General features: G+C 71.8%; 6 protein-coding genes. 4 read left to right on the top strand and 2 right to left on the bottom strand.

Annotated features, from left to right (window positions below; genetic code table 11):
• Positions 1–87: 87 nt before the first annotated feature.
• Positions 88–1,650 carry a flotillin family protein gene (locus tag FHD63_RS00175; protein WP_139719106.1) on the top strand — a complete coding sequence of 521 codons (1,563 nt, stop codon included), beginning with the start codon at positions 88–90 and terminating at the stop codon, positions 1,648–1,650.
• A gap of 18 nt (positions 1,651–1,668) precedes the next feature.
• On the opposite strand, the gene FHD63_RS00170 is transcribed toward FHD63_RS00175, so the two are convergent.
• Complete coding sequence (locus FHD63_RS00170; RefSeq protein ID WP_139719105.1) at positions 1,669–3,951, bottom strand: cell wall-binding repeat-containing protein; 2,283 nt, start codon at positions 3,949–3,951, stop codon at positions 1,669–1,671.
• 173 nt (positions 3,952–4,124) lie between these two features.
• Positions 4,125–4,931, bottom strand: coding sequence for an SDR family NAD(P)-dependent oxidoreductase (locus tag FHD63_RS00165; RefSeq protein ID WP_139719103.1), 807 nt, complete (start codon positions 4,929–4,931; stop codon positions 4,125–4,127).
• Positions 4,932–5,532: 601 nt separating this feature from the next.
• Here FHD63_RS00165 and FHD63_RS00160 point away from each other — a divergent pair.
• From FHD63_RS00160 to FHD63_RS00150, 3 genes are read left to right on the top strand one after another with little or no spacing between them, the layout of a single operon-like run.
• On the top strand, positions 5,533–8,781 hold the full coding sequence (locus FHD63_RS00160; protein WP_139719101.1) for a helicase-related protein: 3,249 nt from the start codon (positions 5,533–5,535) through the stop codon (positions 8,779–8,781).
• Complete coding sequence (locus FHD63_RS00155) at positions 8,778–11,513, top strand: DUF1156 domain-containing protein (protein ID WP_139722896.1); 2,736 nt, start codon at positions 8,778–8,780, stop codon at positions 11,511–11,513. The genes FHD63_RS00160 and FHD63_RS00155 overlap by 4 nt, the downstream gene beginning before the upstream one ends.
• Positions 11,510–14,449, top strand: a complete 2,940-nt coding sequence (locus FHD63_RS00150) for a DUF499 domain-containing protein (protein WP_202978393.1) — start codon at positions 11,510–11,512, stop codon at positions 14,447–14,449. Before FHD63_RS00155 ends, FHD63_RS00150 begins: the two co-directional genes overlap by 4 nt.
• Positions 14,450–14,462: the final 13 nt, after the last annotated feature.

Below are 14,462 nucleotides of genomic sequence, written 5' to 3'. Positions count from 1 at the left end.
TACGGGACGGTCGACCCGGGGGGCTGCACGTCCACGACGGACCTTCGGCCACCCCGCCGGAGCACACGTCGTCCCCGAAGGAGCCCCATGGATCTCGCCGGCCCCGTCCTCATCGTCGCGGCGATCGTCGTCGCCCTGGTCGTCCTGGCGGTGGTCGCCTTCGTCTACGCCAAGGTGCGGTTCAAGATCGCCACCCCGGACGAGGCGCTCATCATCACCGGGCGCAAGAGCGGCACCCCCGTCATCAACCCCGAGACCGGGGACGAGACCACGGACCTGTCCGGACAGCGGGTCGTCATCGGCGGCGGCACCTTCGTCAAGCCGATCTTCGAGCAGGTCGCGCGGCTGTCGCTGGCCTCGCAGAGCTTCCCGGTGACGGCCGAGGACGCCACGACCAAGAGCGGTGTCGGCGTCACCCTGCGCAGCATCGCCGTCGTCAAGGTGGGCGGCACCGAGCGCATGGTGCGGGCCGCGGCGCAGCGCTTCGCCGGGCGCAGCCAGGAGCAGGTGATCGAGCAGCAGACCAGCGAGGTCCTCGTCGGTGTGCTGCGCACGATCGCGGGCACGCTGACCGTCGAGTCGATCCTCTACGAGCGGCAGGACTTCTCCAAGGAGGTCAAGGACATCGCGGTGCCGATGCTGGCCGAGCGCGGCCTCATCCTGGAGAACTTCGAGATCCAGACGGTCGAGGACTCCGGCGACTACATCCGCAACCTGGGCCGGCCGCGCGCCGCCGCGGTCGCCCGGGACGCCGAGATCGCCGAGGCGCAGGCCCGGCAGGAGAGCACCGAGCGCTCCAACGAGGCCGCCGTGCAGATCGCGGAGTCCGACAAGGCGCTGGCCCTGCGCAACGCGCAGATCGCCCGGGAGACCGCGACGGCGGAGGCCGAGGCCGGGGCGGCGAAGGAGCGCGCCGAGGCCGAGGCCCAGCAGTCGGTGCTGGTCGAGCAGGAGCAGGTCGCCCAGCGCCGGGCGGCGCTGCGCGAGCAGGAGCTGCAGACCGAGGTGCGCAAGCCGGCGGAGGCGCGCAAGTACGAGGCGGCCCAGGAGGCGGACGCCCGCAAGTACGCCGCGGAGCAGGAGGCGGAGGCCGCCAAGACCACGGCGATCCGCAAGGCGGAGGCCGAGGCGCAGCGCACGACGGCGCAGGCCGACGCGGAGGCCGCGGCCCTGCGGGCACGCGCCGAGGCGGCGCTGGTGGAGCAGCAGCGGAACGCCGAGGGAGCGCTCGCGCGGGCGCGGGCCGAGGCCGACGGGGTGCAGGCGCGCGGTGAGGCCGAGGCCGCCGCGGAGCGGGCCAAGGGCGAGGCGCGCGGTGCCGCGATCAAGGCGGAGGCCGACGCCTACCAGACCTTCCCGGAGTCGGCGCGCCTGCAGATGGTGCTCGACGCCCTGCCCAAGATGGCGCAGCCCTACGCCGACGCGCTGGGCAGCATCGACGACATCACCGTCATCGACCGCGACGGCGCCTCCCGGCTCTCCGGCCAGGTGTCGACCGGGGTCCAGGAGCTCGCCAAGCAGCTCAAGTCGCAGACCGGCATCGACCTGCTGCAGATGCTGCGCAGCGGGCGGTCGGCCGACGACCGGCCGGCGGACGAGGTCGTCCCGTCGGCCACGGTCGACACGGCGGACAGCACCGTCGATGGCTGACCGGGCGGCTCCCCCGGGTCACTCCAGCGCCAGGCCCAGCTCGGCGACCACGCGGTCGCTGACGACGGCGGACCCTCCCACGACGTAGATCGCCGAGAGGGTGAGCCGGTCCAGGGCTGCGGCCGTGCGTCCGGGCACCGCGGTCTCCCGGGTGAGCAGCAGGGGAGCGTCCTGGCGCCCCGCTCGTGCGGCGGCCACCAGCGCGTCGGGGTAGGCGGTGCCCGAGGTCACGTAGGCGCGGCTGGTGCCGGCGGGGTAGAGCTGGGCGACGGCCTGGGCGGTGGCGTACCGGTCGGCGCCGGACACCCGGGTGAACGCGCCGGTGTCGCTCAAGCTGCCGGCGGCCCGCGCCGTGGCCCCCGAGACCGCCGCATCGCCGCCCAGCACGATGACCTGGCCGGGGGACAGGCGTCGCAGCTGCTCGGCGACCACGGGTGGGAGCGACGTCGGGCGGGTGAGCAGCAGCGGGGCTCCCTGGCGGGCGGCCAGGGCAGCGCCGGAGAGCGCGTCGGGGTAGTCCTGCCCGCTGGCCAGGTAGACCCGGGGGACGTCCGGCGGGTAGTGCGCGGCGACGTTGGCCGCCACGTGGTAGCGGTCGGCGCCACCCAGCCGCTGCACCTCGCCGCTGGAGGAGTATGCCGCCAGCTGGGAGACGACCGTGTCGGAGACGGCCGCCGAGCCCCCGACCACGACGATGCGCCCCGGTTGCAACCGGGCCAGCGCCTGGGCGGTCGACGACGACAGCGACACCGGGTCGGTGATGAGCAGGGGAGCGTCGCGGACCCCGCTGCGGGCTGCCGCGGTGAGCGCGTCGGGAAAGTCGCGACCGGAGGCGATGTAGGCGGTGGAGACCCCCGCCGGCCAGGCACGCGCCACGGCGGCGCTCGTGGCGTACCGGTCGGCACCTGCGATGCGGGTGGCAGGTCGCACCGTGGGCTCGGCGACGAAGGTGAAGTAGTGGGAGGACAGCCCGTTGCGGTGCGTCGGGTAGGGCCGGGCGAAGCGGAGGTCGGGGCCGGTGACGTCCCGGTAGGTGTAACGGCCTGAGGAGGTGTAGCCCTCCACGCGGGCGGCCTCGATGCGCCCGCCGAAGGACCCGAAGCCGTCTCGTCTGAGCACCTGCACCCGCTCCACCCAGGCGATCCCGAAGGTCGACTCCAGGGTGCTCACGGGCAGCTCGCCCGACCAGGTGTGCCGGCCGTTGGCGGCTACCCCGTCGTACGCGTCCGGGTGGGCACGCAGGTAGGGGTGCGCCGCTGAGCCTGGTGCGGTGTGCCCGCCCGAGGACGAGGAGAACATCGTGGTGGCCAACGCCCGACCGGTGCCGAAGGGGTAGGTCAGGACCTGACCCGGCGTCGCCGACACCGCGGCATCGGTGTCGGGGTGCTCGTAGGAGGTGAGGCCACCGCCGCTGGTCCGCACCCCCCTGCCCCGGTAGACCTGGCACGCCACCGTGTCGCAGGTGTCGTAGATCGCCGTCCCGCCCACGCCACGGGCGGCATACGTCCGCGCGCTCACGGCCTGGCTGCGCAGGGCGGCGGCGTGGAAGGAGGCGGGCATCTCCGCGGCCACGACCGAGCGCAGGTAGGACTGCATCGGCACCCGGTTGACGGTCGTCAGGGTGGACGAGCCGGTATGCACCGCCGTGAGCACCCCACGGTAGACCCGCCGCGACCCGTCGGGCAGGACGAGGTCGACGCTGCTCTCGGTGGGCGAGCTGAAGGTCAGCGGGCAGGCTCGCGTCAGCCCCGCCGGCCAGGTCGTCGACCACCCCCCGTCGACCCGACCCTCCAGCACGCAGCTCGAGGCGGAGGAGCCGGTGGCCCGCACCCGCCACTGGTCGCGACCGGAGGGAAGGGCATACGTCGTCGTGCTGGTCGCCGCGTTGCCGACCCGGAGGCCGGAGCGGTGGGCGACCCGGGTCCCCCCGTCGTCGTCGACGGTGATGCCGACACGGATGGGTCCGAGGGTGCGGGTGTCCAACCGGGTGCCCGGGTAGTAGTAGGCGAGGATCTGGGCGTGCGTCAGGCCGGCGAGGCCGGCGCCGTGCGCGCCGTACTGGGACATGCCGATGCCGTGGCCGAAGCCGCGTCCGCTGATGGTGTACGACCCGTCCACCGGGCGGCGGTAGACCTCGGCACCTGGCTGGGGAGGGGGCAGCTGGGACAGGACCGGTGCCGCGGCCGGGGCCGGCGGCACCCGAGCGCCGGCGCCGTCACCCAGGGCGGGGGCCGGCCCCAGCGCCACAGCCAGCGTGGAGCCGGCCACCACCACGGCTGTCCAGAACCGTCGAAGGAGCATCACGGACCCCTTGTCGTCCCGGCGACTCGTCACATGTCGCCTATCTCCTCAGTGTGGCACTCCGCGCGCCCCGTGGGTAGGGCCTGCGCGGGCCATCTCCCTCGGACGGCCGTGCGTCCTGGACACCCCGACGAGACCGGTCGCGACCTGATGAGGGCCGGACCGGCGGCGTGTCAGCGCAGGTGGCTGGCCCCGTTGAGGTCGAGGACCGCGCCCGAGGCCCACTCCGCCCGGGGGTCGGCGAGCGCCAGCACGGCATCGGCCACCTCGTGCGGCCGGGCGACCCGGCCGAAGGGGCTCTGCGCCCGGGTTGCCGCACCGCGGTCCCCGGCCAGCGCATACCCGGCCATCTCGGTCTCGATGAAGCCCGGGGCCACCGAGGTCACCGCGATCCCGTGCCGGCCCAGGCGCACCGCCATCGACTGGCCGAAGGAGTGCAGGCCGGCCTTGCTCGCGCCGTAGGCCGGGATGTCCGGTTCGCCCCGGTAGGCGCCGCGGCTGCCGACGTTGACGATCCGCCCGACGGGCACGCCGTCGGCGGGCGGCACGTCGATCATGTGGCGGGCCACCTGCCAGGTCAGGTGGGCCGGGCCCAGCAGGTTGGTGTCCAGGGTGCGCCGCCAGATCTCCACCCACGCGGCGTACGAGGTCTCCTCGAGCGGGTGGTCTCCGCGCCGGCTCCCGCCCTCCGACGGGGCGGCGAGCATCGCCGCGTTGTTGACGAGGACGTCGACCCGGCCCAGGGCCTCGACCGCCTCCGCTGCCAGCCGCTCGACGGCGTCCGGATCCGCGAGGTCGGCCTGGACGACGGCGTGCCCCTCTCCGGGGAGGTCACGGCACACCTCGTGCGCGGCCGCCTCGCTGCCGAGGTAGTGGACGACGACCCGGTCGCCCCGCGCCGCGAAGGCGCGGGCCACCGCCGCCCCCACGCCTCGCGAGGAGCCGGTGACGAGGACGCCTCGAGAGGAGAGGGAGCTCATTCGGCCATCCTGTCACCCACCCGGAGGAGGCGCCCATGACGGAGGCCCTCCCCGCAGTGCGGGAAGGGCCTCTGACGTCGCTCGGTGGAGGCGAGGGGACTCGAACCCCTAACCCCCTGCTTGCAAAGTCCACGGCTGGGGTACGCGAGAGCGCTCTGACCTGCGAGTATGTCGCGTTGCAGAGCACTCGATCGCGCGAAATATGTACCCCACTGCAGTACTTTTCTGGGGTACAAGTGGGGTACGCCCGCTCTGGCTGCCTTAGGCCCGGGAGCGGCGGGCCCGGGGACGTGCATGAGGGGATGGGCAAACCTGTGCGCCGAAGGTCGGCCGCTCGGACTTGCGACTTGTTGGGATCGCCAATCGTCGGCGCGGTAGGCAAGGACGGCGGGGCCTGGAGGATGCTGTTGGGCGTAGCCGCTGAGGAGCAGCGCCAGGAGACGCCCCCATCCCGGTTAGCGGCTGCTCGGCGCCTGATGGTGCTAGCCGCCGCCGCAGCTTCGCGCAGAGGCGAGGAACTCGCGGCACGGAGGTGCGCGTTCAGCCGCCGCGCCGTCCGGACGTGTCGGTTCTCCCCGCCATGTCCCTCTAGGGTTGCACCGTGATCCTCGTGCCCGGTCTGCGCATCCGCGTCCCGTCGCGGCCGGACCTGAACTGGGTCACCGTCGACGATGCCAGCGAGGGCGATGGCGGCGCGGTCCGGCTGTACGTCCAGCCCGACGGCGACTCCCAGTTCCATCGACTCGATCTGACCGCCGAGCAAGTCGCGGCGTGCGAGGTCCTCACCGAGGACGGCGCCGGTGACGGCAAGGCGCTGCTGGCGGGCTTGTGGACGGCGTGGATGCGGGCCGCGGGGGCGGGGGCGCGGTCGGCGGTGCTCGCGTCGTCGCCACTGACGCCGTACGCGCACCAGATGAACGCGGTGTACGGCGCGATGCTCCCTCAGCCGAGGTTGCGGTTCCTGCTCGCCGACGAGCCGGGCACCGGCAAGACGATCATGGCGGGGCTGTACCTGCGGGAGATGCAGCGTCTCGGGTTCGTCCGCAGCGCGCTGATCGTCGTCCCGGCGCACCTGGTGAGCAAGTGGCAGGCCGACTTCGAGCGGTTCTTCGGCGGCGGGCTCCGCGCCATCACCGCCCAGACGGTGAGGGAGCATGGCCTGGACAGCGGTCACGACCTGTGGATCGTCAGTCTGGACCTGCTGTCGGTGAACGGCGCGGTCCAAGACGCGGTGCACCCGGACCGGATGGGCTGGGACGCCGTGGTGTTCGACGAGGCGCACCGGCTCACGCCGACCGCCGTCGGCTACTACCAGGCGGGCGAGATGCTCGCGCTGAACACCCCGCGAGCGCTGCTGATGACCGCGACGCCGCACCGCGGCAAGGAGTGGCTGTTCCGCGCGCTGCTCCACCTGGTGGACCCAGACGTCTTCCCGGAGGTCGAGAGCAACAAGGAGCCGTCCCGGCAGGTCAAGCCCGGACGGGTCCACTTCTTGCGCCGGATGAAGGAGGACCTCGTCGACTTCGACGGGACCACCAAGCTCTTCAAGGGTCGGCACGCCGAGAACCAGCCCGTGCGGCTGTCCCCGGTCGAGACCGAGTTCTACGCCGAGGCCCTGGACCTGGTCGATCGGTACTTCCCCGCGATCGCGGTGCCGCTCGGGAAGATGGTCTACGGCAAGCGCGCAGCCAGCTCGCTGCACGCGCTCGCCGAGACCCTCAAGCGCCGCCGCGACGGCATGGGCACCCAGATGCCGTCCGCGGCCGCGCAGGAGGCCGACCCCGACGGCGACGACCCCGCGACCGCCGACGAGGCCCGGATCGTCCACGAGGGCTCCAAGAGCGCGAAGGCCGAGCGCAAGGAGATCGATGCGCTCCTGGCTCGTCTTGGGCCGCTGGTCGCGGACATGGAGCAGCCCGCGTCGAAGTGGGACCCGCTCGTGCTCACCTGCCTGGGCCGCAACGGGATCAAGCCCGGAAACGGCGAGCAGGCCGTCGTGTTCACCGAGTACGCCGACACCGCCGACTGGCTCGTCCAGCGGCTCCTGCACGCCGGCTTCACCGCCAAGCGGTACTCCGGCCGGGACAACCACCACACCCGCGACGAAACCCGTGACGCCTTTGCCCGCCGCGACTTCCAGGTCCTGGTCAGTACCGACGCCGGGAACGAGGGCATCGACCTGCAGACCGCGCACGTCCTGGTCAACTACGACATCCCGTGGTCGCTGGTCCGCCTTGAGCAGCGCATGGGCCGCATCCACCGCGTCGGCCAGACCCGCGACGTCGAGCTTTACAACCTCATCGCCAAGGACACGCGCGAGGGCGAGGTGCTGGAGGTCCTGCTCGGAAACTTCGTCACCGCCGCGAACCAGCTCGAAGGCCGGATGTTCGACAGCCTCAGCCTGGTGGGCGAGCTCGTCGGCCTGGCCGACGACGAGCTCAGCAAGGTCCTCGCGGACACCTTCGGCGACGAAGAGCAGCGCGCCCGCGCGCTGTCCGCGGTCGGCGCGGTCACCGCCAGCCGGCTGGCCGACGCCGCGAAGCGCGCCGACGACCAGGAGCGCGCCCTCAAGACCAGCGTCGACATCAGCCAGGCCGTCGCCGCGCTCAAGGACGAGCGGCTAGACCGCATCAACCCGGCCATCGTCGAGGCGTTCCTGCGCCACGCCGCCGACGGAGGCGCCGTCCGGGTCAGCCCGCACGCAGCCGGCGACGGCATGTTCACCCTCGCCCTCCCGAGCGGAACCGAGTTGCCGCGGGAGTTCGCTCCGCCCGGTCAGCGCCGCGCCGGCACCACCGCGCTGATCGCCACCAGCGGTAAGAGCTTGGCCCACGCCCGGCGCAACGGTGCCGCCGTCTCCGACGCCGTCAACCTCGGGCCGAGCGACCCGCCGTTCAAGGCCCTCGTCGCGCACTGCACCGACGCGCTCGGCCCCGCGATGTTCCGCGGAGCCGGGCTCGTGGACCAAACCAGCAGCACCGACTACGACCTGTTCGCCTACGATGCCGACCTCACCGAGGCCGGCGGCCGGCGCAAGGGCACGTGGGCGTGCCTGGTCCGCGTCGACAGCGCAGGCGCCCGGCTCGTCCGCTGGGAGATGCTCGCCAACCTCGTCCCCGCCGACGCCCCCGCCGGGGGGCCCCACCCGGCCCGCTCGCACGACGCCGCCGCCCGCGCAGCGATGGAAGGACTCGAGGAGCAGCAGCGCCGCTCCCGCGCCCTGGACGACTGGCTCCGCGTCGCCCAGCGCGAGCTTGACCTGCTCCCCAACGAGCTCACCAATGACATCGGCGACCGCGACGCCCGCATCGCCGAGCGCGCCCGGCTCAAGGCCATGACCAACCAGCGCCTCGCCGACCTGCGCCAGATGAGCGAGGTGACCATCGGCGAGCCGCGCCGGCTCGCCTGGGCCCGCGTCACCGCCGCCGCGCCGCCAACCGAGCCGACCGAGGCCGACAGCGAGCGCATCAGCAGCGACCTCGTGGCCGAGATGCTCCGCGAGCAGGGGTACGCCGTCAGCGACGTCCACACCGAAGGCCGCGGCTACGACCTGCACGCCAGCCGGGGTCGGGAGCAGCGCCTGGTCGAGATCAAGGGCGTCTGGAACGCCGCCAGCAGCCAGGGCGTCAGCCTCACCGCCGACGAAGTCCTCATCGCGACCCAGCACGGCAAGGACTACTGGCTCTACGTCGTCGACCAGTGCAACGACGGCACCGGCCGCCTCTACGGCACCTACCCCGACCCCGTCCGGACCTTCGGCGACCTGTCCATCGCCCAGGTCATCGTTCACGTACCCGGCAGCGCCCTCAAGGCCGCCCGAGACACCGAGGAGCACGCACCGTGCGCATGATCGAGCGCTGGTTCCCCTGCGCCGAGGTTAGCGAAGCTTCTGCGAGCGGCTGGGGCAGCGGCAAGAGCGAGAAGGCGTTGTTTACCTGGTTCGCGGCCAGGCCGTTGGCCCAAGCGCGAGCCGCTGTCATCACCAGTCTCCTGCCCTGGCCCGAGGACGTCGCCGAGCAGCGGCGGCTGCAGGACCTTGTCCGGCGGTCCCTCCTAGGCCGTGACGCCGCGCACGACGAGCTTCTGGCGGAGCTCGGCAAGCACTACCCGCAAGGAGCGCGCGTCCTCGACCCGTTCTCGGGCAGGGCCATCATCCCGCTCGAAGCGGCAAGAATGGGCGCCCGAGCCGAGGGCATCGACTACTCGCCCGTCGCCGCCATCGCGGGCCGACTGCTCGCCGACTACCCCCTCAGGGACTGGTCCGGCGAGCCGGACCTCCCCATGGACGGGTACGCGCAGAACCCGCTCGACGATCGACTGACACAGGACGTGGCAGAAGTCCTCAACGAGGTGGGCAACCGGTACGAGGCGGCTATGCGCCAGTACTACCCGACTCGGGGAACCAGCCAGCCTTGGGGGTACGTGTGGGCGCTGACGATGCCCTGCCAGGAGTGCGACCGCCGTTTCCCTCTCATCGGGTCCCTGGTGCTGCGTCACCCGTCGGCGAAGCGGTCTGACCCCGGGCAGAGCTTCCGGCTCGTCGTCGACCGAGCCGCTGGGACCTTCCGCGCGGAGATCCACGACGGACCGCCTACTGACCGGCCGACGCGGGTGGTGCCAGAAGGCAAGTCCAAGTACGACGCTGCGGGGAAGTCGGCCATCTGCCCGTTCTGCGAGCACGGTCACTCGAAGGACCTGCAGACGCGGCTGGCGAAGCTCGGGCTCATGCGGGACGCCCAGTTGCTCGCGGCGGACTTCGACGACGCCGTGGGCAAGCGGTTCCGGCCGCTGACGGACGAGGAGATCGCCGCCGCTGCAGCGGCCGTTGATGCCTTGGCCGGCCAGCCGGACTTCGGCCCAGGACTGAGCGCCGTCCCCGAAGAGCCGATTCCACCCGCCAACACATGGACAGTGCAGCCCCTCGTCTACGGGGCCAAGACGTACGGCGACCTGTGCAACGCACGGCAGACGCTGGGTTTTGTCGAGCTAGCTAGGGCGATCAACGACCTGGCCGTTGAGATGCGGGATGCGGGTGTCTCCAGCGACTACGCGACGGCCCTGGCCGGCTACGCGACCGCCGTCATGATCCGCAAGTTCCGCCGGGCGACTCGCGGCGTTTCACTCATGGCCCACAAGACCGGCACGGTACAGACGACCGACCTGTTCCGGCACGAAGGGAGCATCACCTTCTCGTTTGACTACTTCGAAGCGGGCCTCGGAGACGGTCCGGGGACCTGGCGCTCCCTGTGCAAGGACACCCTGGTGATCCTGAGGAACCAGGCATCACGATCAGTGGGCCGATCCGCGCACATCGCCTGGGGCACGGCCACCGCCCTTCCGTACCGCGACGGGGTACTGGACGCGGTTGTCACCGACCCGCCGTACGACAGCATGATCGAGTACCTCGACGCGTCAGACTTGTTCTTCGTCTGGATGAAGCGGGCGCTCCTCAGTTCCGCCCCGGAGCTGCAGATGGTGGGCGACCTCACGGGAGTTCAGGACAAGGCGCTCGAAGCCATCGTCCGGAAGGCTGGCGGCAACGCGCCAGGAGAGCATCGGAACAGGGCTCACTACGACGCCAGCATCACCAAGGCGTTCAGGGAAGCCGCACGAGCAGTCAGCGCTGACGGCGTCGTCAGCATCGTCTTCGGTCACGGTGACCCCGACGTCTGGCACCGATTCTTGGCATCGGTAGCCGCAGCGGGGCTGGTGCTCACAGGATCGTGGCCGGCTCGTACGGAAGCGAACACGAGCGGCGGGTCGGCGAACATCCTGACCACGCTGACGATGTCGTGCCGGCCCGCGCCGGTGGGTCGCCCCAACGGCAGGGCCCACCTGATCGAGTCGGAGGTCCGGCGCGAGGTGCAGTCGCGCATCCCGCTGTGGGATGCCGCTGGGCTCGCCCCGACTGACCAGCTCATGGCGTCTGCAGGGCCGGCGATGGAGGCTGTGGGCAGGTACGCCCAGGTCCTGGATCACCTCGGCGACCCGGTGGACCCGTCGCACTACCTCATTGTGGCCCGCAAGGCCGTCGTAGACGCCACTTCGGTTCCTATTGAGAATCTACCGCTCGATACCTTCGACGCCCGCACGCGCTTCGCGCTCGGCTGGGCGCGCCTCTACCGCCGCGCTCCAGCCGCGAAGTCCGAGGCCCGCTGGCAAGCACTGGCTGCGGACCTGACGCTCGAAGAGCTCAAGGGCGTCTTGCACGAGGCGGATAAGGCCGTGCGGCTGGTGACGTCCAAGGAGTGGAAGGGCGCCATCGGGCCGACCTCGTCGGTCATCGACGTGGCGATGGCGATGGCAAAGGCTTGGCCCGGCGGTCTCGACGAGGTGGCGCAGGTGCTGGCATCGGCGAAGCGGGACGAAGACGACGCCTACCTGTGGGCGACGCTAGGGTACCTGTCGTCGCTCCTGCCAGAGGCCGACCCCGACGCCGTGGCGTGGACATCCCTCGTCCGCGCGCGGCGGGGTATCGCCAGCGTGGCGCGAGGTGTCGTCTCGGCGCAGCGCGAGGCCGATCAGGACAAGGACCGGCAGCGCACCCTGTTCGACATCGACATGGCAGAGGAGACGTCTTGAGCAGCCGCGTGACCCCCTGGTGGGAGGTCCTCAAGCTCAGGGACGAGGTCGTCCACGCGTCCGGGTCCATCGACGACGTGCAGATGTCGCTGTTTCAGGCTGTCCACGGGACGCCTCAGGATCGGCCGCCGTACGCCGGCGCCGGCTACTACGGCGACATCACGCACCCGAGCCCGCTGTTCACCGACCTCATGGCGAAGGTCGCCGTGCGCCTGGGCGGAGGCGACAAGAACACCCGCGCGCGGGCGCTGTGGCGGCTGGACCAGGCGATGGGCGGCGGCAAGTCGCACGGACTCATCGGGCTGTGGCACCTCGCGGCGCACCCGGCCGCTCTCGGTCAGACCGACGTCGGGAAGGCCGCCTGGGACAAGGCCGCGCAGATCCTCGACGAGCAGCCGCCTGCTGATCTCAACAGCCCGGTCGTCGTCGTGATCGCGGCCGACAACATGACCGCAGGGAAGGGCAGCGCGGAGTTCGACGGTCCGGCGCAGACTCTGCACGAGCGCTTCCTGTGGCGTCTGTTCAGCGGCGACAACAACCTCTACCTGCGCTACCGCGACGGCTACGCCGACAAGCACCGCATCGTCGAGGCGCTCACCGCCGTTGGCAGGCCCGTGCTCATCCTTATCGACGAGATCATGGACTACGTCCGGCAGCTCTCGCTGACCGAGAACGCAGACCTGGCGGTCAAGGACATGGCCTTCCTGCGCGCGCTGCTCGACAGCGTGAACGACGTCCCGAACGTCGCCGCCGTCGTCGTGATGATCGCGTCCGAGGCCGACAACATCGACCTGGACGACGCCGGGCATAAGCGCCGAGCCGAGCTCGACGACCTGCTCATCCGGAACGGCGAGACCGCCACCATCAACGACAACACCGACTTCGCTGCCATCCTGCGGCGTCGGCTGTTCGACGGCACGCCGCCCGCCGAGGTCCTCAAGGCCACCGCCACCGCCTACGCCTCGCGGATGATCGGCCCTTGGCGCGCGAAGGTGTTCGACCTGGTGCCCGCGACGGCCAACCCGGAGTTCCCGGAGGAGGTCGCGCGCTGCTACCCGTTCCACCCTCAGCTCATGGCGCTGGCCGAGCAGGAGTGGGCCAAGCTCGCAGGGTTCCAGCGCGTCCGCTCGACCATCCGCATCTTTGCCGCCACCGCCCACTCGCAGTACCAGCGCGGCAAGTCCGGACAGTGGGCGCCGCTGCTCGTCGGCCCCGGCGATCTGCCGTTGTCCGACCCCACGGTGCGCGAGGCCGTCATCAACAGCGGCCTCATCGTGGACACCCGCACCCAGGCGAACTACCGCCAGATCGCCAGCGCCGACATCGCCGCTGCCGACGATCTCAAGGGCGCCGCGCGCGAGCTCGACCGCGGCCGCACCGACGGCATCATCGGCTCGCTCAACCCGCGTGCCGCCGAGCGCGCCGCGACCTGCCTGTTCCTGTGCTCGGTCATCGGCGCCCGCGCCGGCGGCCGGCAGGGCGCGACCGAGGCAGAGCTCAAGGCCGCGCTTTTCGTCCCCGACCCGAACTACTCCATCGGCGAGGCCGACAGCGTGCTCGCCGAGCTGATGGACATCGAGGGCGGCGGGTTGTCCAGCGTCGAGCACCTCGCCGGCAAGGGCGGCCAGGCGCCGCGGCTGTTCATGTCCACCAGGCGGACGCTGAACATGCTCGTCAAGGCCGCCCGCACCAGCGTCACCGACGACGACCGCGACGAGGAGCTTGCCCGGACTGCCGAGCGCCTCTCGACCACCGGGCCGTTCAAGAGCAAGGTCTTCGTCCGCGCCGACCCCGACCGGGACCCGCTGGCAGTGCTCACCGCCGCTGGCATCGACGACGCCAGGACGACCCGACTGGTCGTGCTCGACCCGTGCCAGTTCAGCCTGCTCAACGGCGTCGACAAGGACACCCGCGACGCCATCCGGGCCGTCATGGGGCTCGGACCCAACAAGGTCCCGGTGCAGTGGGCATCGTCCGCTGTCTACGCCGTCGTCAACACGCAGGGCCGCGCCGCCGCCCGCGGAGCGGCCGCCGCCTACCTCGCCTGGGACCGCGTCGCCGTCATGGACGCCGTGCGCGCCGACGACGAGCTCTCAGAGCAGGCACGCACCGAGCGAGCAGAGGCGCGACGCAACCTCGACAGCGCCGTCCGCCGCTCCTACCGCCACCTCATCTACCTCGCTGAAGGCGACCAGCAGGACCAGCCCCGCATCGACCGGACGCACGCGTTCGAGCCGGACAGCAACCTCACCTCGCTCGACGGCACCGCGGTATGGAAGTCGCTCGCCGGACAGGGCAAGGCGTTCGACACCTCCGCGCTGACCGCGAAGGCGCTGCTGCACAACCTCGACGCTAAAGACTACGGCAGGCCGCTCGACGAGCTCCGGGACCTGTTCTGGAGCAGCCCCCGGATGCCGCTGCTGCCCGGCGGTGACGCTGACCTTCAGCGAGCCGTGTACGAGGCCGTCGAGGCCGGGCTCCTGCGGCTCGTCGGTGCGGACGGGCAGGACCGCGCCGTCACCCGCGCCGGCGACATCGCCGTCGGTTCCTCGGGCCTGCGCCTTGCGCCGCCGAAGTCCGTCGACCCCAATCCTGGCCCCGGGCCCGATGTTCAGCCGGGTCCTGGCCCGTCACCCGGCCCCGGCCCTGGTCCCTCGCCGGGCCCTGGTCCGTCGCCCGACCCCGAACCCGGCCCAGGTCCCGCCCCCGTCGCGACCGAGCGCGAGATCGCGTTCAGCTTGATGACGAGCCTGGGCGACGGTGACACCCGCGACGCGGTCCGCCGGCTGCTCCTGGAGCTGTCCAACGCCGCCGACGAGGGCAAGGTCTCCTGGGCACAGCTCCAGGTGAAGGTGGTTCTGGCCGCCGATGTCGCTGACGGGATCGAGCAGGCTGCGCGCGCGAGCGGCACGAACCCCAGTTCCCGCGACGTCTGAGGCCGGGCAGCGG

The sequence above is a fragment of the Serinicoccus chungangensis genome (assembly GCF_006337125.1).
GTDB classification, from domain to species: Bacteria; Actinomycetota; Actinomycetes; order Actinomycetales; family Dermatophilaceae; genus Ornithinicoccus; species Ornithinicoccus chungangensis.
Note: the sequence above shows the minus strand (reverse complement) of the source record. Positions and strands in the feature narration are given on the sequence as shown.

Bases quoted from the DNA above. Each gene is read 5' to 3' on its own strand.
- FHD63_RS00175 (WP_139719106.1), top strand. From the start codon at position 88: ATGGATCTCGCCGGCCCCGTCCTCATCGTCGCGGCGATCGTCGTCGCC.
- FHD63_RS00170 (WP_139719105.1), bottom strand. From the start codon at position 3,951: ATGCTCCTTCGACGGTTCTGGACAGCCGTGGTGGTGGCCGGCTCCACG.
- FHD63_RS00165 (WP_139719103.1), bottom strand. From the start codon at position 4,931: ATGAGCTCCCTCTCCTCTCGAGGCGTCCTCGTCACCGGCTCCTCGCGA.
- FHD63_RS00155 (WP_139722896.1), top strand. From the start codon at position 8,778: ATGATCGAGCGCTGGTTCCCCTGCGCCGAGGTTAGCGAAGCTTCTGCG.